Below are 19,781 nucleotides of genomic sequence, written 5' to 3'. Positions count from 1 at the left end.
TATTCGGATTACAACGATATACCGCGTTCACGCAGCATGCGGGCAATGGCACGCTGCAACCCGGGCCCATACGTGGGGTGATCCAACCCGAAATCGACGCAGGCACGAATATAGCCGCCAGGATTTCCCAGGTCGTGGCGCTTCCCCTTATGGATCAAGATGTGCACCGGATGCCCCTCTTTGATCAACAGCTCGATAGCATCCGTAAGCTGCAATTCCCCGCCCTTACCTGGGGTGATGCGGCGCAGGGCGTCGAAAATAGCGCGGTCGAGCAAATACCTGCCGGTAGCCACAAACGTCGACGGTGCGTCCTCCGGATCGGGCTTTTCCACCATGCCTACCACGCGTTTGACATCATCGCGGTCACTGTCCTCGATATCGAACACACCATAGTTGCTTACCTCATCGAGCGGAACATCGAACGCGCACAGCACGGAGCCACCGTATTGCGCTCGCACCTCCGCCATGGTTTCCATCACCCCCATCGGCAGCACCAAGTCATCGGGCAGCATCACCGCAACCACGTCTTCGTCGTCATCGAGCACGCTTTCGGCGAGACCGACGGCGTGACCCAGCCCCAGCGGTTGCGCCTGCTCCACGGGCACGGCCTCAATCAGCCCAGGCGCGCGCTGCACCTTCGCCAGCTGCTCATCCTTGCCCCGCGACGCCAACGTCTCCTCCAGCTCGAGGCTGCGTTCGAAGTGCGCCAATACCTCCTGCTTACGCGGTGCGGTGATCACGGCGAACCGCGTCGCGCCCAAACTCGCTGCCTCTTCAGCAATAACTTCGATGCCGGGCGTGTCCACGACAGGTAGCAATTCCTTCGGCACCGTCTTTGTCGCCGGCAGAAATCGCGTACCTAAGCCTGCGGCTGGGACAACCACAGTCTTTACCGCATGTTTATGATCACTAATGGAAAAGGTCATGCCCCTCAGCCTACCGACCCACATAGCAACACCGCGTACATACGCACCAATTCTGGGTGTGTTTTCATTATGGTCAAACATATGTCTAAGGCACAGCTCCGGCACAATATACTTGCGCAACGCTCATCTCGCCTAGGCGACAACGCGCGCCTCATCGCCGAAGTCTGCCGCTACATCGAGGACCGCCAGGCGCACACGGTCGCGGCATACGTGCCCACGGCAACCGAACCTGGTGGCGGATTACCGCTTATCGACGCCCTCGCTACCGCAACCGACACCCTCTACCTCCCGGCGATTGCCGCCCACCATCAACTCCATTGGGGCAGCTATACTTCCGGCGACGTCCTCGCCCAAGGACATTGGGGAATACCGGAACCCTCACAAGCTCCCCACACCAACAACATCCTCGCTACCTGCGATCTTGTGCTCGTGCCCGGGCTCGCCTGCAGCCCGGCGGGGGTTCGATTGGGCCGCGGCGGCGGCTACTACGATCGCGCGCTTGCCCACGTTGCGGGGCTTTCCGGGGTTGCTGTTGAGCTCGGGGTCTTGCTGCACCCGTGGGAAGTTCTTTCCGAAGTCCCATTCGAACCGCACGACATCCGCATGGACCTTATCTTCACCTCCGAGGGAACCGTCAGGTGCTCACGCAACGTCTAACCGGGTATGAACGTATCCTTCCCGAGGCTGTCTACGCCGGGGTGGCGGCGCGCCCGAGACCTCCGGCGGGTAGCAGCGTTTACACTGTTCATCATTGCAATTGCCTTAACGTTTCACAGCGTCGCGGACACCAATTCGCATACATTCGTTGCGGCTCGCGATATTTCTGCCGGTTCCGAAATAACCCCCGATGACATTTCCGTGGTGCCGGTCCCCGAAATTGTGCGGCCCGAAGGAACGTTTCAATCCGAAGACGAAATCGTGGGAAGCATTGCGGTCACCACGATTCGAAAAAAGGAAGTTATTACGGCGTCAAGAGTGCTGGGAAACGAGCTCACATCCGAATTAGTGAGCAGTAACACAATCGGCCGTGAGGACGACCCACCTACCATGGTTCCGGTAGTAGTTGCGGATTCCACAATCATTCCACTTTTGCACCACGGAGACACCGTCAATATTGTCTCCCAAACCCAAAACGAAGATTCTCCCCGAGTTATCGCCGCAGGTGGAAGGGTGGTTTCGGCTGGAAATACCAACGAAAACGAAACTACCAAAAACAACTCGACTATTCTCGTGGCGTTGCCCCAATCTGCCGCACATAGCGTTGCTGGAGCCTCGTTAAATAGCCCTTTAACCGTAGTAATTACGGGGCCAAGAGCTCAGAAAACACCAATAAGAATGGACCTAGAACCATAACGTCGGCTATGGTAATCCATGTCCCTAGGGCATGCCCCTCAGCAACACAAAGTTCTGAGAGCGCCCTAAGTGTTTTTGTATATTTTGCCACCAAATTCTTGAGGAGACAGTTATGCTTCAGGGTTTTAAAGACTTTATCATGCGCGGCAATGTCATCGACCTTGCCGTCGCCGTCGTAATCGGTAGTGCGTTCACCGCAATTGTTACCGCATTTACCGAAAACCTGATTAATCCAGTCATCGCCTCCCTCGGCTCCGCTGAGGTCTCCGGCCTGGGCTTCTATATTCGCTCCGGCGACCAGGCAACCTTCATGGACTTCGGCGCTGTGATCACCGCAGCCCTGAACTTCCTGATCATCGCCGCCGTGGTGTACTTCATCTTGGTGCTGCCGATGAACAAGCTCAAGGAGCTGCAGGACGCCCGCAAAGCCGTGGAAACCGAGGAAGAAGCACCGGCCTCCATCGAGGTCGAGCTGCTCGCCGAGATTCGCGACCTGCTGAAGAAGGGCAATACTGTCTAAGCAGCCGCCAAAGCCCCGAGCCACATCAACGCAAATGTGTGTGTGGCTCGGGGCTTTTTGCATGAACTGCACCCCTCGCGACTTGCGGCGTGCAAGCTTTCGAGCAAGCTAGGCTGGCCGCTACGGTTGGCCCGGTTTGCTCCACTGGGGACGAGCGATAAAGGAGGTGTGGTTTCGCAAGTAGTCATTCAGCTCTTGCTCCACCACGCCCGCCCCAGACGACTCCCCGTACGAGTGCACAACTTTATTGTCGCCCACATAGAGGGCAACGTGGTACACGTTTCCGAAGTACGTCCCAGTGTTGGCGTCTTTGCCTTCGGGCTTCTGCTCCGACAGGAAGATAAGGTCGCCGGGCTCCAACCCGCGGCGCGTACCGTCATCGAGCCACAGATCCCCGTGCGTGTGGAACCATTTAGCAAGCTTGTGCGCCTGCCAGAGATCAAGGTTCGGATCAGTAGCCACCCCGTTATCGCCGAAATCAATCCACGGCCCAACACTCTTGTTCGCATCCGACACATAGGTTGTGCTGTTGTAGTCCCAGCCCATCAACACCATCGCCACAAAGGACGAGCAGGTCACACCATACGGCTTCGTGTAACGTTCATGCACCACTTCGCTGGTGGTAATCGGCGAAGGCTTTTGCGTACTCCACCTGAGGTCGGTGCCCGCATTCACGAAGGTTTTGGCGCGCGCGATGGCGCTATCAGAGGCTTGCTTGTCCACCGGGTTCGTCGGCCGATTCGGGATATCACTGGGCACTGCCCATTTCCCGTCGACGGTTGGCACAGAGACCGCGCCTTTCGCCCCGGCTGGTTGTTGATCTTGTACCGTGAAGGTCATCCCGGCGTTATCGTTGGCTTCGGTGTGGTCTTCGGTGACTACTTTGCCGTCCAACCCTGGTGTGTCCATGAGGTCTTCCACATCTTGGAGTTTGGTCACCCCTCCCGCCTGCGCGACCACCTGTTCGCTTTCGGCGGCAGTGGCACCAGGGGCCAAGAAGGCGGATGCGGACAGCAAAATTGTTGTATATACGCCAACGATGGGCGACAGTTTCTTCACAGTTCGTCCTTACACGTTTGCAATTTGCTTACAAGCAGTTTCCGACCGTATCAGATCTGCGTTACCCCTGCCCCACATCGCCACACCGGTCGTTGCCGTGTGCGCGGCGCGCTCAGCGCGTTTTTCCCAGCGCACAAGCTTTTCGACGACGCGCCCCGCACCGCGTTACATTGCCCACGATACTTACACCTTTTTGTGGGTAATACTTGATCGTCTTCTTAGCTATCCCCGCCACATGTAACGCTTAGGTCCCCCAATGGGGCGGGATTTCATTGCGCCAATATTCCTCCGGAATTTGGTCCGCATTCGAAAATCGCGGCTCCCCACTGGGGAGAAACCGGGAGGGCAGGTCGGGGCTGCGATCAACGCCCGGGGTTTGGCATTCACGCCGCGCCCGCCGCCGCTGCCTCCCAGCACCGCGCCCCACCCTCATCACCGTGACCTAACCGCGGCGCAACTGGTCGATCACGTGATGCACCAGCGGCCCCAGAGTAGCCATGCCGTCGCGGATTGCCGCACGAGAAGGCGCGAGATTCACGATCACGGTGGATCCGGACACACCTGCGATTCCGCGCGAGGTGCACGCGTCGACGGCTCCGCAGGCAAGCCCGGAAGAGCGCAGCGCCTGCGCCACGCCCGGCAGGATCATATCCAGCACGGACCTCGTAGCGTCCGGAGCCTTATCGCGCGGGCCAACGCCCACTCCGCCGACGGTGATCACAAGGTCGGCGCCACCCACCACCGCTGTTTCGATGGCTTGGCGAATATCAATGCGAGTTGACTCCACGTTCACCACGGCGTCGACAGTAAAACCGTCTTCGTGCAAGAGTTCGGTGACGAGCCGGTCGGTGTCCTCGCCGCTGGTGTACAAATCATCGGCGACGAGCACGACGAGCGCGCGCCGCAAAGAATGCGCCGACTGGGCATCCTCCTCCGCCCGCAGCACCTCGGGGTCAGGATCGTTGAGATCGGATAAGGAAGAAATCACGTGGTCCATGGCTGGTGCCCTTTCCGTAACTCGAGGTACTACTGTTCAGGAAGCGTGACGTCAACGTCCCGTGTTTCCTTTGAATCCGGGTTCATTACTTTAAGTTTGACAGTTTCTCCGAAATCTAGGGCGCGAATGGCTGCAATAACTGCATCAGTTTCGCCAATTCGACGATCCCCCACCTGGACGATCAAGTCGCCGCTGCTAATCCCGGCCTTCTCAGCAGGCGAATTAGGCTCCACCTTGGCAATCAACGCGCCCGGACCCGGGTAACGCTGATCCAGCCGCACACCAATCTTGGGATGATTAATGCTGCCGTTCTTGATCAGCTGGTCGGCGTAGCGGCGCGCCTGGTTCGCCGGGATGGCAAATCCAAGGCCCACGGAACCCTGCGTCTCGCTGTAAATGATCGAATTCACACCCACCAACTGGCCTTGCATATTCACAAGCGGGCCACCGGAATTGCCGGGGTTAATGGAGGCGTCGGTTTGAATGGCGTCGATAAACACTTCGCCGTTACTATCGCCAAGCCGGACGGGGCGATTGAGCGCAGACACAATGCCGGACGTGACGGTGGCGGTCAACCCGTGCGGGGCGCCCACCGCCAGCACCGAATCCCCAACCAAAATTTCGTCCGAATCGCCGAATGTGATCACGGGCAGGTCCTGCACGTCCCGAATCTTGATCACCGCAACGTCCGTCTCCACATCGCCGGCGACAACATCGGCTTCGTAAATGGAGCCGTCATTGAGCAGCACCTCAATGGTGCCGCCATCCTTGGCTAGCTGCACCACGTGATTATTAGTCAGCACATAGCCGTCCGAAGAAATAATCGAACCTGAGCCTGTGCCGCCCTCCGCGTTGTTCGCAACATAAATGGACACCACGGTAGGCAATACGTTCTTTGCCACCTCGGACACATTGCCGGGCTCGTCCAAGCCACTGCGCGGCGCCGGGGCGTCGTTGAGCGCGCTAATCGACTGCGTCACCGTGTTCTGCCGCGACGACAACAACACACCAGTCGTAGCACCAGCACCGATGGCCGCGACCAGCATGAGCGCTGCCAGCGTGCCGACGCCCACCGTGCGCTTCTGCTTCACCGGCGGCTCAGGTGCAGGGTGTGGCTCCTCCGAAACCGCGCCGGCGATCTGCGGCGGTACCTTACCCGGCTGCTGGTTCGAAAGTGGCGATTGGAACGCCGGTGGTTCACTGACCTCCGCCTCCTGCGGGGCCTGCGTTTGGTGCCGCTGCCGCAAATACGGGTTTTCCGGAATACTTGCCGGGGGCTGCGCCGCCTGCTGCACAAACGCCGTCGTCGGCGCCGCGCTCGGCGGCAAGTGCGCACCGGAACGCGGCATCTGCGGCGGAACCGACGGGCTCGGCGGAATGCCCGGCGCAATCGGCGGCTCCGCCGAATCACTGTCCGCTACCGGCTCCGTGTTCTGGCGAACGGGTGCCGCCGTCCAGTCAGATACCGGCACATACTCCGAAGTTTCAGGTTCGGAGGATTCTGGCATTGGCTCGGGTTCTGGCGTTGGGCGCTCAAGGGAAACGGTATCTTCCGTCCCAAGATCCTCCAGCTTGGGCGGTTCCGCCCCGGCAGGGGTAGCTTGACCCCCGTCATCTGCGGGGGTTTCGCTTCCCTGTGCTGGCTCAGGCGCGTGCGGTGACTTGGGCTCCTGAGGATCTTTATTTTGGGATTGAGATTCGTTCGCGTCAGACATTATGAACCTTTCAACTGGGGCTGCGCTGCGACAAGCCTACGACAACGCTACCAACACCAATGCGGTTACGAAAGCCCCATATTAGTGTTTTGACTGCGACCGCTTTTCCCACAACTGTGCGAAAAAGTCTTTTCGGCTGCCGTGCCCACGGGGGGAGGTCGAAGACTCCTCCGGCTGTGACGCTTCCTCGCCGACACCCTCATCCGCGACATCGCTGCCACCGTCCGCGCGGGCGCCAGGCAACGTCACGCGCATCAAAGCGCCCCCGTCGTCGGATTCTTCCGCCACAATCGTACCGGCGTGCCGCACGATCACCTGCTTCACAATCGCAAGGCCCAAGCCCGAACCCGGCATCGACCGCGCTTGGATAGAACGGTAAAAGCGTTCGAATACTTTCTCGCGATCCTCCACTGGAATACCTGGGCCAGAGTCCGCAAATGTGAGCTCCACAGAACTATCGGTCAACTGCCGCATGGCAATGCGGACCACTCCGTTGGGCGGCGACCACTTGGCCGCGTTGTCCATCAAGTTCAGCGTTGCCCGGCCAAGCGCAAACGGGTCGCCGTACATCGTCCACGGCAGCGTTTTCATCTCAAAGCTGACGTCGGGGCGACGGCGTTTCACACGCTCCAGGGATGTTTCCATACACTCCCCAAGATCAAGCGGTTCCACAACTTGCTGCGGGCCGTCCTCACGGGCAAGGTCCACAAGGTCACCAATAAGCGTGGACATTTCGTCAATTTGCGCGATCACGTCGCGCTCCAAGTCGCGCCGATCCGAGTCCGAAATGCAGGCACCGTTTGACGAATTCACCATCATCAACAGCTCAACGTTGGTCCGCAAACTTGTCAGCGGCGTTTTCAACTCGTGCCCGGCGTCCGCGACCAGCTCCGTTTGCCGCGTACGCGACGCTTGCAGCGCCGTAAGCATGTCATTAAAACTACTGGTGAGTTGGGCTAACTCATCGTTACCTTCCACCGGGATGGGGCGCAGATCGTCCGTACGCGCAACGTAATTCACCGCATGTTGTAATCGATTCACCGGCCGCAAGCCTGCCGACGCCGCGCCAATACCGGTGCCGAGCGCCGCCAACACACCGACGGCACCCATGAGGGTGAGCGCAACGCCAAGTGAACTGGTCAACTCGTGCATGCTCTGCAAATCTTGCGCCAAAATGACCGTCGCGCCCGCTTCATTGTTCTTAGCCAGAATGCGTTCCACACCATTCGTGCGCACCGTCATCTCTTTCGCACCGGTGAGCACGTCGACTTCATCAACAATCTGAATGGGGTCACCAACACCAGTCGGAGAACCCGGTGCGAAATACGCCACCCGAATATCAGGGTTGTACGACTTAAACGAAGCTAATTCCGGGCCAGGGCTAATCACAAAATTAGGGTCGAAGCTGTTGTACAGCAACGAGTTAGCCTTACCCTCTAATCCTTGATCAACGGATCTGCTCAGCGAAGAGCTCACGGTGAAAAAGGCAACAATCGTCACCGAGATAACCGCAATCGCCACCATCAGTGCCGTAACTAAAGCAAGCCGAAAGCGAAGCGAAAGACGTCTAGATGACGACAACCCGCCTAAATGAGCGGGTGTCTGCGAGCCGTCTTCCGGCTTGGTGAACTCACCGGAAGACGGCATACGGAGAATCACGGTGCGGTCTCCCGAAGGACATACCCAACGCCGCGAACAGTGTGGATCAAGCGGGGCTCACCTTCCGCTTCCGTCTTCCGGCGCAAGTAGCCGATGTACACCTCGAGGGCGTTGCCGGAGGTTGGGAAATCATACCCCCAAACCTCTTCCAAAATATGCGAACGGCTGAGTACGCGACGCGGGTTTGCCATGAGCAACTCCAGCAGGGCGAACTCGGTGCGGGTCAAGCTGATTGGGCGAGAACCACGAGTGACGTCGCGCGTATCGGGGTTCAAACGAAGATCCTCGAAGGCCAGCTCGGTGCTGGTGTTGGTGCCAATGCCTTCCGCCGCTGCCCGACGAAGCAGTGAACGAACGCGTGCAAGCAACTCCTCAAGCGCGAAGGGCTTGGGCAGGTAGTCGTCCGCACCGGCATCCAAGCCGGCGACACGATCCGACACACCATCACGAGCAGTCAGGACCAAAATCGGGCGATCGTCACCAGTGGAGCGGAGACTGCGGCACACCTCGAGCCCGTCCATGCGGGGCATCATCACGTCCAGAATGACCAAATCAGGTTGATCACGTTCAATTGCTTCCAATGCCGCCGCGCCATCATCGGCGAGGGTGACATCATATCCATTGAAGCTCAGCGAACGCCGCAGCGATTCGCGAACAGCTTGCTCGTCGTCTACAACAAGAATCTTCATACCCACTATTTTGCACATGTTTCCCCACAAAGTGCTGAAGTATACCCGAAGAAACCATAAGAAAGCACCCCCTAAGGAACATATAGGCCCAGCCCACAGGTGATATCAGGCCGCAAAATGTTCTTTCTCAGACTCCCCCATTATTGTGTATAAAACACATTGTGCATAGTTGATGACAGATCAGCACATCATTCTCAGGGTTCAAATTCCAAGCAAATACGTCGAATGAAAAAGCAAAACCCAAATTTGCCATTGGCGCCCGCAGTAACGGGGCGTCAACTGTGCGGCTTCTGCGGCATTTGGCAACAATAAACCGGCGGAGGTTTGGGTTACTCGCATGACCCCGTCTACCTCTGCCTAGCAACGACAAAACGCCCGGCCTCAATGATGGCCGAGCGTTTTATGCTGTTATCGCCGCCTGCTTGCAGGCGTGCTCGCGTTCCAGTCCCGTGTTACCGGCTGGTGAACGGCAGGAGAGCCATTTCGCGTGCGTTCTTCACAGCGGCGGCTACTTGGCGCTGCTGCTGGGGGGTGAGCCCAGTGACGCGACGGGAACGGATCTTACCGCGGTCGGAGATGAACAGACGGAGGGTCTTCTCGTCCTTGTAGTCCACCTTCTCGATGCCTGCGGCCTTGAGTGGGTTTTTCTTGGGGCGGCGGGATTGCTCCATCCGCGCCTTTTTCATGTTGGTGCGCTTCATTACAACTCCCTTTTACCAGCTGGACTTACGTACGCCCGGGAGCTCACCGCGGTGAGCCATTTCGCGGACGCGAACACGAGACAAACCGAACTTGCGCAGGTAGCCGCGGGGGCGACCATCGGCGGCGTCGCGGTTGCGGACGCGAACCGGCGAGGCGTCACGAGGCTGGCGGTTCAGTTCGAACTGGGCGTCGAGGCGGTCCTCGTCCGAGGTCCTCGGGTTCTTGATGATTGCCTTGAGCTCGTTGCGCCGCGCCGCGTAGCGAGCGACGATTTCCTTGCGCTTTTCGTTCTTGGCGATCTTAGACTTTTTAGCCATGGATTATCGCTCCTCGCGGAATTCGACGTGCTTGCGGGCGATCGGATCGTACTTCCGCAGGGTCATACGGTCGGGGTTGTTGCGCTTGTTCTTGCGGGTGACATAGGTGTAACCAGTGCCAGCCGTAGACTTCAGCTTGATAATTGGGCGAATGTCATTACGTGCCATCGGTTAGATCTTCTCCCCACGTGCGCGGATCTTGGCGACGACGGATTCAATCCCGTCGCGGTCAATAACCTTCAGCCCTTTGGTGGATACGGTCAGGGTGATGGTACGGCCCTCAGAGGGCAGGTAAAACTTGCGACGCTGCACGTTGGGGTTCCAACGGCGGTTGGTGCGTCGGTGCGAGTGCGAGACGGACTTGCCGAAACCCGGCTTACGTCCCGTGACCTGGCAAATAGCCGACATGGACTTTTCTTTCTCCTAGCCGCCCACATCATGTGATGGCCGCAGCCGCACCAAACGTATGGTAAACACCCACCTTATTGGTGTGTTTGGGGCGCGGCCATGCCAGCTGACGGGGCGAAAACGAATACTTCGACAACAGCAAGGGACAACCCTACCTGCTTGTCTGCGATTTACCTAATCGCCCGCTCAACAGTTCACCCGGCGTGTAGTGCACAGCTTTTGCGTTCCATGGTGTATTCCCACTACGCTGGAACGGTCGAACACATCCACCCTTCAGGCGCATTCGCACCTGGTTCCAAGATAGTTTCTCAGGTTGACCAGGTTGCCGCTCCTGCGGGAGGCGGTTATTTCTTCGTTTTCGTGCCGCCCGCTATGCGTACAGGCCGCGTTCAGCGCCTATAAGTATTGCGGGTTTCGCACTAAAGGGCGAGGTTACTACTGCGGGATTTCGAGTTTCGGCGGTCTACGTTGTAGGATTCTGCGATGCGTACGTGACTGCGTGCTTGAGGCCAGCGCCTGGTGCACAGTCACATGGCGTGTCTTGATTGGTCCTCGTTGCCTCTGCGAAGTGGCTTCGTGGCTTGCGGGCACCTTCGGTTTTCAGGAGGGGCTTCCCGACCGACAGCGCCCAGCACGCCGAGAAGCACTTGTACTTGAACTAAGGGATGAGAATGAAGAAGGATATCCACCCCGACTACCACCCGGTGGTCTTTCAGGATGCGGGCACGGGTCATAAGTTCCTGACCCGTTCCACCGTGAAGAGCAATCGCACCGTGCAGTGGGAGGACGGCAACGAGTACCCACTGATCGTCGTTGATGTCACCAGCGAGTCGCATCCCTTCTGGACCGGCGCTCAGCGTGTCATGGACACCGCTGGCCGTGTTGAGAAGTTCCAGCGCCGCTACGGCAACCGCACTCGCCGCACGAAGAAAGCTTAAGGAGGGATTTAGAACATGGCAGTTCCGAAGCGCCGTATGTCTCGGTCCAACACCCGCTCCCGTCGTTCCCAGTGGAAGGCCAACAATGTTGCCCTCCAGGAAGTGAAGATTGACGGCCAAACCCACCTGATCCCCCGCCGCTTGGTCAAGGCCGCGCAGCTGGGTCTCGTTGAGGTTGAGCAGTTCTAACTTCAGATTTCGCGGCGCGGCACCGGATACTTTTTCGGTGCCGCGCCGCGTTTGTGTGTCTGGGCTCGTTGCACGCGGGTATTGGCGCCCTGCCGCCCCACCAACCAAGCCGTGCCGGCGCGGTTTCGGCTGAGGCTTGTTGTGCGATACATTAGGCTCGTGTTGCATTCTTCTTTGCTTGAGCTTGCCGAACAGGCTCCGCTGTGTCAGGATGCGCCCACGTTGCGCGGGGTGTTAGCGGAGGCCGCGGATTTAGCACGGAATGCTGCCGATCATGCGGCGGATGCGACGGATATTGCGGCGTGGTATTCCACGCTGCTCCGCTCAGCGCTGCGTTCGCCCGCCGCGCATATCATCGCCCCTGGCGGGCAGTTGATGCTCACGGGAGCGGCGGCGCGTGATGACGCCCTCCCGCCGTCCCCGGTGGCATGGTTGACGCTGCTGGATTCGGAGGACACCATCCCGGACACCATGCCGATGACCGAACTGATGCGCGGTGTGGGGTGCGTGGTGTTACCGTCCCCGTATCCGGCGTTTACGGCCGCGCAGTGGCGGGATCGGATTCGGGAGGCGTGCGTGCATGAGGATAGCGCCGCCCTGGGCTGGTTGTACGACACGGGCGGTTGGTTTGGCGCCGCGGTGGTGGAAGCTGCCTGGGCAGACGGGGCGTCGAGAAGCAAGGCCGCGGATGCGTTGCTGCGGCAGGCGTTGCAATTACGGCCCCCGGCGGTACGTGTCGCGGATGGTTTGCCGGACCGGACGGTGGAAATTGATCTGACGCGGAATTTGCTGCATCCATTGATTCGCATTTCCCGATGGGCGGGGCTGGCAGCGGGGTGCGAGGGCGCTCACACGCGCGAACGTCTGGAGCACGCACGGCGGGCAGGGGTGCTGTCCTGGGAAGAAACAACCTCGCTCGCGGAGGCGTGGCGGGCGGGGCATGCACTGCGGCTACAACGCTGGGTGTCTGGGCTTGGGGGGCGCGTGTGCACGTTGGAGGATATGCCACCATTGCAGCGATCTACGTTTGGGGCGTCCTGCCGCGCGGTGGCGGATGTAACGCGGGCGGTGGCTGCTCGGCATAACGTTGCAGCGTAAGATCTTTCGTCAAGTGCCTGTGAAGCTGGCGTAGGAAGGGAGCGTACTGCCTCGATGGCTGGAGCAGTTGGTCGTCCGCGGAAGCAACGCCCGCGACGTCGCGGTGATACCGCGCGAGATGAAATTCTCGATGCCGCAGCGGAATTGTTTACCACCCGTGGTTTCGCCACCACCTCCACGCACCAGATTGCTGAGGCGGTGGGGATTCGGCAGGCGTCGCTGTACTACCATTTCCCGTCCAAGACGGAGATTTTTCTGACGTTGCTGAATTCCACGGTGGCGCCGTCGGCGGAGCTTGCGGAGCGGCTGATGGCTTCCGACGAGGACGCGCCGCTGCAATTGTGGGCGTTGGTGGCCGCCGAGTCGCGCCTGTTGCTGTCCACGCGCTGGAATGTGGGGCGGCTGTACCAACTTCCGATAGCAACTTCGGACGATTTCGCCGAGTTTCACCAGCAGCGCCACGCGTTAAAGGAAACGTACCGCGAGCTGGCCGCCGCCCTGACGCGTGACGACGACCCGCGGCTCGAACTGCCGTTTGTAATCGCTCAGAGCGTGGTAGAAATGCGCCCCAACGACGGGACTGTTCCCGTACCCTTGCAGACAGGCGTGCTGCCGGAAACCTCCATCATGCTTGCCGACGCCGCGCTCGCCGTCCTCGGCACGCCGCTGCCCGATCGGCGCGTGGAACGGTGCCTGGAGCTTCTCGGCACCGCTTAGCCCCAATGTGAGGTAGCGCCCACCCTGGTGGGAATATATCCCGGTTGAAGTGCACTGATCTATGCAGTACCGCAATCCAACGAGGAGGTTCCCGAATGTGCCGCGCAACAATATGCTCGGAGTGTAAGAAAACCACGTGGGTCGGCTGCGGCCGCCATATTGACCAAGTCATGGCCGCCGTACCGGAATCACAACGCTGCCACCACAAGCCCACCAGCTCCGCCGAAGCCGCCGCTGCGAAACCGCAACGCCGCGGTTTTTTGCACTCCCTGTTTGGAGGAAACTAACCCTATGACACGCACAATCATCGTCGGCGGCGTTGCCGGCGGAATGTCCACCGCAACGAGGCTCCGCCGCAACGACGAACAACGCGAAATCATTGTTTTCGAACGCTCCGGGCACGTTTCCTTTGCCAATTGTGGGTTGCCGTACCACCTCGGCGAGGTCATTCCCGAGCGGGACTCCCTGCTCCTGCAAACCCCGGAATCCCTGCACGCCCGCTTCAATGTGGACGTGCACGTGCGCCACGAGGTGCGCAGCATTGACCCAGCCGCTCGCACCGTGGTGGTGCGGGACTTGACCACCGGCGAAGACCGCGTGTGGGACTACGATGACCTCGTCCTTGCCCCCGGCGCCCGCCCCAACATCCCACCCATCCCCGGCATCGAACGCGGCTTCGCATTGCGCACTGTGGAAGACCTAGACCACATGAAGGAACGCGTAGACGCCCTCGCCGCGAATGATCACCATGATAACTACGCCGCGGTGGTTATCGGCGGCGGTTTCATCGGCGTGGAGGTCGCCGAAAACCTCGCGAAGCGCGGCCTGGATGTCACGCTGGTGGAGGCGGCGCCGCAGATCATGACCCAGCTGGACCCAGAGATGGCGGCCCGCGTGCGCCGCACCATGGAGGAACACGGCATTCACGTGCTGACGAATACCGTGGCAACGGAGATCGGGGAAGACACCGTCACCGCCCGCACTGCTTCCAGCCCCGCCGATGAGGAAGCGGAAGCCTTTATCATTCACGCCGATATTGTGATTACCGCTATCGGAGTGGTGCCGGACTCGCAACTAGCTATCGACGCCGGCTTAAAGCACGACGCACGCGGATTCATTGTGATCGATTCGAAATGTCGCACCAGCGACCCCCACATTTTTGCGCTGGGTGATGCGGTGGCCAAGCGAGACTTTATTACCGAGGCCCCAGTCCCGCTGCCCCTGGCGCAAAATGCAAACCGGCACGGTCGGATCGTGGCGGATGTATTGGTTGGGCGCGAGGTGAACACCAAACCCGTGGTGGGGACCGCGATCATTGGTGTGTTCGGCTTGGTGGCGGCCGCCACCGGCTGGTCGGAAACCCGGTTGCGTTCGAAGGGGCGCCCGTACCGGGTGCTGCACAGCCACCCGATCAACCACGTGGGCTACTATCCCGGCGCGCAGCAGATGGCGCTGAAACTGCTTGTCGATCCGAACACTGACGCGATCCTTGGCGCGCAGGCGGTTGGCGGCGATGGCGTGGACAAGCGCATCGACGTCATCGCCACCGCCATCGCGGGCGGCATCCGCGCCAGCGAGCTCGCTGACCTGGAGCTGGCATACGCCCCGCAATTCGGCGCGGCGAAAGACCCAGTTGCGCTGCTGGGCATGATGAACGAAAACCGCGCTGGTGGCGACGCCACCGTCCAATGGTACGAAGTCCAACCGCGTATGGATCAGGGCGTGCCGCTGGTGGATGTGCGCACGCCCGGCGAGGTGGAACGCGAACCGATCCCCGGCGCTGTGAACTATCCGGTGGATGAGCTCCGGGACAACATTGACGCAATCCGCAAACTTGCCCGCGGCGGGGACGGTACCGTAATGGTGACCTGCCGGGTTGGGCAGCGCGGCCACATCGCCGCCCGCATCCTAGGCAGCCATGGGATTTCCGCCGCGAATCTCGACGGCGGCTACCTGACCTGGGCGGACGGGATGTTGGCCAACCGGTACGCCAAAGGCACCGGCAACCAACCCGAAGCGGCTACACCACAGACGCGCGGCTAGGCCTCGTCGAGTGCGGCGGCGCGCGCCAGCACGCGATGCGCCTGGCTGATCAGCGGGGCGTCAACCATTTCGCCTTCAAGCTTGAAGGCGCCCGGATGGTTGGCGGCCTCTGCGACCACCTTGCGGGCCCACTCCACCAGTCCCGGCTCTGGCCGGTAGGCGCGACGCACCACCGAAACCTGGTTGGGGTGGATGCAGGCACTTGCGGCGAATCCGGAGCGTGCGGCGTCGATAGCCTCGGCGAACAAACCGGTGGTGTTGTGAAAATCAGCGTGCACGGCGTCAATGCAGAACTTGCCCTGTGCGCTCGCATGCATGTGCATGAGCGCGCGGGTCAGGCGCATCGCGTCACGGTACGGCCCCGGGCGGTCAGTGGGGGCACCCTCGTCGGGCTGCAACCGAGAATGCGTGCCGCCGAGCAGCACCGTCAGGTCCTCCGCGCCCCAGAACAAACCCACGACGTCGGGATGCGCGGCGATGCTGGCAAGGTTCACCACCGCTTGCGGGGTTTCCACCATGGCAATCACGTTGAGGCCCGCCAGCTCCGCTGGGATGCTCGCGGAGACTTTCGGCACCATCACGAGCGAGTAGTTGGTGTTGCGGACCATGTCCACGTCCGCCGCGAACCCAGGATCATCCGGCCCGCACACTCGAACGATGGTTCGTTTCGGGTCAAGGTCAGCGGTGCGGATATTGTGGCGGGCCTGCTCCCGCGAGCAGTTCCCGGCGCCGTCTTCAAGGTCCAAAATCACCATGTCGGCCTTCGCCGCAGCTTTGGCAAAAATCTCCGGCCGGTTCGCCGGGGCGAACAACACCGCGGGGCCAACAATAAGGTGGTGCGTAAGATTCATACCCCTGATTATGCCGAGAACTCCACCGCTGCGGCGAAGCGGCCCGAGGCGACACGAACGGTCACCTCGGGTGGCTACTAGTCGTGGGTTTGGATATAGGTGACGTGGGTTTCCACGTACTCCATCAACCCGTGCTTGCCGTCGGCGCCACCGATGCCGGAGTTGCGGCGGCCCGCATGGAAGCCCTGCATCGCCTCAAAGTTTTCGCGGTTGATGTAGGTTTCGCCGTAGCACAATTCGCGGGAAGCCTTCAACGCTTTGTTCAGGTCGTTGGTGAACACGGAACTCGTCAGGCCGTATTGGGAGGCGTTCGCAATGGCGATGGCTTCGTCGAGGTCGCGGACCTTCACCACTGGGAGGACGGGACCGAAGATCTCTTCCCTAGCGATCTCCATGTCTGCGGTGGCGCCGGACAATACGGTCGGCTGGTAGAAGTTGCCGTCACCGAGGTCTGTGGCACGGCCGCCACCAGTTTCCACACGACACCCTGCGGCAACCGCCGACTCGATCATTTGGTCGAGTTTGTCCATGGCGCCGACGGTAATCAGCGGACCCATGTCAAGCTCGGCAATCTCCGACGGGTTGCCATACTTGGTGCCAGCCATCTTCGCCACCAACTTCTCCAGCAACGCATCGTGGACGGACTCCTCCACCAACACGACTTCCGCGCAGTTACACACCTGGCCAGTGTTAATCACACGCGAGTTCCAAATTGCGGTGGCGGCGAGATCAAGGTCGGCGTCAGCAAGCACGATCGCGGGCGCTTTGCCGCCGAGCTCGAGGTTCACGCGGGTGAGGTTTTTACCCGCGGCTTCCATAATGCGGCGGCCAACCCCAACAGAGCCGGTCATAGACACAAGGTCCACATCCGGGTGGGTAGTCAACGCCTCACCGACGACGCTGCCTGAGCCGCCAACCATGTTAAACACTCCGGCGGGCAGGCCAACCTCCTCCACCAGCTTGCAGAACTCGAACGCATTGATGGGGGTTTCCACACTTGGCTTCACCACAATGGTGTTTCCGGTGAGCAGGGCGGGTGCCATCTTGCGCGCGATAAGGAAAAACGGGAAATTCCACGGGAGAATACCCGCAACCACACCCAACGGCTGATAGGTAAGCAAAATGGTTTCGCCCGGGCGATCGGACGGGATCACCTCGCCTTCAATGCGGCGCGCCCAGCCAGCCATATAGTCAAAATAATCCGCAGTAAATTGCACCTCGACCTCTGCCAGCCCACGGACCTTGCCCTGCTCCTCAACCAGGTACGTGGCAAAACGATCGACATGCTCCCGAAGTTTCGCGGCGAGGGCGGTCAAGTACTCGCCCCGCTGCGTATTCGTTAACGCCGCCCACGCGGGTTGCGCGGCACGCGCCGCCGCGACGGCCGCATTCACGGTCTGGACATCAGTTTCGGGGGCTTTCGCAAGCAGTTCACCGGTCGCCGGGTTGGTCACGTCTATAGTGTTCGCACTAGCGACAAACGTTCCGTTAATAAAGTTTTCGTAGGTGATCGTCATTGGGCGTCTTTCCTGCCAATCGAAAAAACGAGCAACGTATCAGGGGAAACGTGCTGGCGTGCGGTGCTGCACAACCACGACAAATTGTAATGCTCACCACCTACGCGCCGGAGCCGAAATCCCAAAAATACCTAGCTAACGACGTCGATACAGCGGGTGCTACTACTCCCGTTCAGGGGTAGACGAACACCACTGGGTTTTCCCCGTGAACGCGAAAACTCCCCGCCTGCGGCGGTGCCTTCTCAGCACCTGCCACTAACGGCGAGGAGTGTTACGCCCAAGAGCGTACTAGTGTGCGAAGTGGCGCGCCCCGGTGAGGTACATGGTAATACCAGCCGCATTGGCGGCGGCAACCACTTCCGCGTCACGGATGGAACCACCCGGTTGCACTACAGCGCGCACACCGGCTTCTGCAAGAATTTCGAAACCATCTGCGAATGGGAAGAATGCATCAGACGCGGCAACGGCCCCTTCGGAGCGGCGCTGGTCCCCCGCCAGCGAATTGGCGCGGGTGACGGCGAGCTTCGCGGCGTCGACACGGTTGACTTGGCCCATACCAACGCCAACAACGGCGCCGTGATGAGCAAGCACAATCGCGTTGGACTTCACGGCGCGCACCGCACGCCACGCAAATTCCAGCTCTGCGAGGGTTTCGGCGTCTGCGGCCTCCCCGGCGGCGAGCGTCCAGTTTTCCGGTTTGTCGCCCTCGGCGTCGATAAAGTCGCGCTGCTGTAGCAGCAACCCGCCGGAGATTTCGCGGGCTTCCGCCCATTCCCGATTCGGAGCCGCCACCTCAAGCACGCGAATGTTCTTCTTTTGGGAAAGCAGTTCGATCGCGCCATCCTCGTAGGCGGGGGCGATAATCACCTCAGTGAAAATCTCGGAAACTTGCTGCGCCATCTCCACCGACACTTCCCGGTTCGCAGCAATGACACCACCGTATGCGGACACTGGGTCGCAGGCGTGCGCCGCACGATGGGCGGCGGCGATGGACTCTTCGGAGATTGCGATACCGCACGGATTTGCGTGCTTGATAATAGCTACGCACGGCGCCTCGTGATCCCAGGCGGCGCGCCACGCGGCATCGGAATCGGTGTAATTGTTGTAGCTCATTTCCTTGCCGTGGTGCTGCTTGGCCTGCGCCAAGCCCTGCTTGCCCGACTGCGTGTACAGCGCGGCCCGCTGGTGCGGGTTTTCGCCATAGCGAAGGGTATTGGCGCGGCTGTAGGTGGCACCAATCCAATCGGAAAATTCCGCATGGTCACCGGTTTCCAGGCATTCACCCATCCACGTGGCCACGGCGACATCGTAGGAGGCGGTGTGGCGGAAGGCATCGACAGCCAGTGCGGTTCGCTCGGCTTTGGTAAAGCCGCCAGCGTCGAGCGCGGCGCTGATGTCGTCGTATTTGTCAGGGTCCACCACCACCGCGACTGATGGGTGGTTTTTGGCGGCTGCGCGCACCATGGAGGGCCCGCCGATATCGATCTGCTCAACGCACGCGTCGAAGTCCGCGCCGGAAGCTACCGTCTCCGTGAACGGATACAAGTTAACAACCACCAGTTCGAACGGCGGAACTTCCAATTCGGCGAGCTGGTCAAGGTGTTCCTGCTTACGCGTATCGGCGAGAATGCCCGCATGCACGCGCGGATGCAGGGTCTTCACGCGGCCATCCAAGCATTCTGGAAACCCAGTGAGTTCCTCCACTGGCGTGACCTGAATGCCCTCTTCCGCGATGGTGGCTGCGGTGGAGCCGGTTGAAACAATCTCCACACCATGGGCATCCAACACACGTGCGAGTTCTGCGAGCCCTGTTTTGTCGTACACGCTGATGAGGGCGCGTTGAATTGCCTTACGGTCCGTACTCATTGAGCGATGCAACCCTTTCTTTATGTTTAGTCATCGTGGCCTTCCCACCCAGCCAGACTCACCGCACCGCTGCGGAGCTGCAATCGTCAACATCATCGACCGCAATGGTGTGCATCGAAAGGTCACGACGACGATCTTAACGCCTCAACCCGCGTACATAGCAATCCCTAATAAAAGCTTCCAACGTTCTATATAAGCACCAATACTGCTGCTTACG

General features: G+C 60.1%; 22 protein-coding genes. 9 read left to right on the top strand and 13 right to left on the bottom strand.

Annotated features, from left to right (window positions below; translation table 11 throughout):
• Window positions 1-8 precede the first annotated feature (8 nt).
• Window positions 9-926 carry a UTP--glucose-1-phosphate uridylyltransferase gene (locus Q4D83_RS03495; RefSeq protein ID WP_303173026.1) on the bottom strand — a complete coding sequence of 306 codons (918 nt, stop codon included), beginning with the start codon at window positions 924-926 and terminating at the stop codon, window positions 9-11.
• An 81-nt stretch (window positions 927-1,007) separates the two neighbouring features.
• Between Q4D83_RS03495 and Q4D83_RS03490 the strand changes: the two genes are divergently transcribed.
• From Q4D83_RS03490 to mscL, 3 genes are all read left to right on the top strand, one after another.
• The gene (locus Q4D83_RS03490; RefSeq protein WP_303173025.1) at window positions 1,008-1,583 is read left to right on the top strand and encodes a 5-formyltetrahydrofolate cyclo-ligase; all 576 of its coding nucleotides are present in this window, start codon (window positions 1,008-1,010) and stop codon (window positions 1,581-1,583) included.
• 6 nt (window positions 1,584-1,589) lie between these two features.
• Window positions 1,590-2,279: an SAF domain-containing protein gene (locus tag Q4D83_RS03485; RefSeq protein ID WP_303173023.1), complete on the top strand. Its 690-nt coding sequence runs from the start codon at window positions 1,590-1,592 to the stop codon at window positions 2,277-2,279.
• A gap of 112 nt (window positions 2,280-2,391) precedes the next feature.
• Window positions 2,392-2,799 carry a large conductance mechanosensitive channel protein MscL gene (gene mscL, locus Q4D83_RS03480; protein ID WP_303173022.1) on the top strand — a complete coding sequence of 136 codons (408 nt, stop codon included), beginning with the start codon at window positions 2,392-2,394 and terminating at the stop codon, window positions 2,797-2,799.
• A gap of 120 nt (window positions 2,800-2,919) precedes the next feature.
• Here the strand turns inward: mscL and Q4D83_RS03475 are convergent, their stop codons facing one another.
• From Q4D83_RS03475 to rpmB, 9 genes are all read right to left on the bottom strand, one after another.
• Window positions 2,920-3,858, bottom strand: coding sequence for a hypothetical protein (locus tag Q4D83_RS03475; RefSeq protein WP_303173020.1), 939 nt, complete (start codon window positions 3,856-3,858; stop codon window positions 2,920-2,922).
• 442 nt (window positions 3,859-4,300) lie between these two features.
• Window positions 4,301-4,855, bottom strand: coding sequence for a molybdenum cofactor biosynthesis protein B (locus tag Q4D83_RS03470; RefSeq protein WP_303173017.1), 555 nt, complete (start codon window positions 4,853-4,855; stop codon window positions 4,301-4,303).
• Between the two features lie 29 nt (window positions 4,856-4,884).
• The gene (locus Q4D83_RS03465) at window positions 4,885-6,570 is read right to left on the bottom strand and encodes a S1C family serine protease (RefSeq protein ID WP_303173015.1); all 1,686 of its coding nucleotides are present in this window, start codon (window positions 6,568-6,570) and stop codon (window positions 4,885-4,887) included.
• A gap of 81 nt (window positions 6,571-6,651) precedes the next feature.
• A complete protein-coding gene (locus Q4D83_RS03460; RefSeq protein ID WP_303173014.1) occupies window positions 6,652-8,229 on the bottom strand; it encodes a HAMP domain-containing sensor histidine kinase in 1,578 nt (525 codons plus the stop codon).
• On the bottom strand, window positions 8,226-8,918 hold the full coding sequence (locus Q4D83_RS03455; RefSeq protein WP_027013148.1) for a response regulator transcription factor: 693 nt from the start codon (window positions 8,916-8,918) through the stop codon (window positions 8,226-8,228). The genes Q4D83_RS03460 and Q4D83_RS03455 overlap by 4 nt, the downstream gene beginning before the upstream one ends.
• 452 nt (window positions 8,919-9,370) lie before the next feature.
• Window positions 9,371-9,619: a 30S ribosomal protein S18 gene (gene rpsR / locus Q4D83_RS03450; protein ID WP_303173012.1), complete on the bottom strand. Its 249-nt coding sequence runs from the start codon at window positions 9,617-9,619 to the stop codon at window positions 9,371-9,373.
• A 12-nt stretch (window positions 9,620-9,631) separates the two neighbouring features.
• A complete protein-coding gene (gene rpsN / locus Q4D83_RS03445; RefSeq protein WP_303173010.1) occupies window positions 9,632-9,937 on the bottom strand; it encodes a 30S ribosomal protein S14 in 306 nt (101 codons plus the stop codon).
• Window positions 9,938-9,940: 3 nt separating this feature from the next.
• Entirely contained in the window at window positions 9,941-10,105 is a 165-nt protein-coding gene (gene rpmG / locus Q4D83_RS03440; RefSeq protein WP_146323944.1) for a 50S ribosomal protein L33, read from the bottom strand.
• A gap of 3 nt (window positions 10,106-10,108) precedes the next feature.
• The gene (gene rpmB / locus Q4D83_RS03435; protein ID WP_303173007.1) at window positions 10,109-10,345 is read right to left on the bottom strand and encodes a 50S ribosomal protein L28; all 237 of its coding nucleotides are present in this window, start codon (window positions 10,343-10,345) and stop codon (window positions 10,109-10,111) included.
• Window positions 10,346-11,016: 671 nt separating this feature from the next.
• Between rpmB and Q4D83_RS03430 the strand changes: the two genes are divergently transcribed.
• From Q4D83_RS03430 to Q4D83_RS03405, 6 genes are all read left to right on the top strand, one after another.
• Window positions 11,017-11,283, top strand: coding sequence for a type B 50S ribosomal protein L31 (locus Q4D83_RS03430; protein ID WP_303173005.1), 267 nt, complete (start codon window positions 11,017-11,019; stop codon window positions 11,281-11,283).
• A gap of 15 nt (window positions 11,284-11,298) precedes the next feature.
• Window positions 11,299-11,472, top strand: a complete 174-nt coding sequence (gene rpmF / locus Q4D83_RS03425; protein WP_303173004.1) for a 50S ribosomal protein L32 — start codon at window positions 11,299-11,301, stop codon at window positions 11,470-11,472.
• Between the two features lie 159 nt (window positions 11,473-11,631).
• Entirely contained in the window at window positions 11,632-12,570 is a 939-nt protein-coding gene (locus Q4D83_RS03420; RefSeq protein WP_303173001.1) for a putative nucleotidyltransferase substrate binding domain-containing protein, read from the top strand.
• A gap of 54 nt (window positions 12,571-12,624) precedes the next feature.
• On the top strand, window positions 12,625-13,287 hold the full coding sequence (locus Q4D83_RS03415; RefSeq protein ID WP_303173000.1) for a TetR/AcrR family transcriptional regulator: 663 nt from the start codon (window positions 12,625-12,627) through the stop codon (window positions 13,285-13,287).
• A 95-nt stretch (window positions 13,288-13,382) separates the two neighbouring features.
• A complete protein-coding gene (locus Q4D83_RS03410; RefSeq protein WP_303172998.1) occupies window positions 13,383-13,574 on the top strand; it encodes a hypothetical protein in 192 nt (63 codons plus the stop codon).
• Between the two features lie 4 nt (window positions 13,575-13,578).
• A complete protein-coding gene (locus Q4D83_RS03405) occupies window positions 13,579-15,330 on the top strand; it encodes an FAD-dependent oxidoreductase (RefSeq protein WP_303172996.1) in 1,752 nt (583 codons plus the stop codon).
• Here the strand turns inward: Q4D83_RS03405 and Q4D83_RS03400 are convergent.
• The 3 genes from Q4D83_RS03400 to purH form a co-directional block, all read right to left on the bottom strand.
• The gene (locus Q4D83_RS03400) at window positions 15,327-16,181 is read right to left on the bottom strand and encodes a CoA ester lyase (RefSeq protein WP_303172994.1); all 855 of its coding nucleotides are present in this window, start codon (window positions 16,179-16,181) and stop codon (window positions 15,327-15,329) included. The two genes, Q4D83_RS03405 and Q4D83_RS03400, sit on opposite strands and share 4 nt — an antisense overlap.
• 77 nt (window positions 16,182-16,258) lie before the next feature.
• Window positions 16,259-17,698: an aldehyde dehydrogenase gene (gene aldA, locus Q4D83_RS03395; protein ID WP_303172991.1), complete on the bottom strand. Its 1,440-nt coding sequence runs from the start codon at window positions 17,696-17,698 to the stop codon at window positions 16,259-16,261.
• A 288-nt stretch (window positions 17,699-17,986) separates the two neighbouring features.
• Window positions 17,987-19,564 carry a bifunctional phosphoribosylaminoimidazolecarboxamide formyltransferase/IMP cyclohydrolase gene (purH, locus tag Q4D83_RS03390; protein WP_303172989.1) on the bottom strand — a complete coding sequence of 526 codons (1,578 nt, stop codon included), beginning with the start codon at window positions 19,562-19,564 and terminating at the stop codon, window positions 17,987-17,989.
• Window positions 19,565-19,781: the final 217 nt, after the last annotated feature.

Origin of the sequence: Corynebacterium sp., assembly GCF_030532715.1 — a bacterium.
Classification (GTDB): domain Bacteria; phylum Actinomycetota; class Actinomycetes; order Mycobacteriales; family Mycobacteriaceae; genus Corynebacterium.
This window is presented reverse-complemented; position numbering and strand designations above follow the sequence as displayed.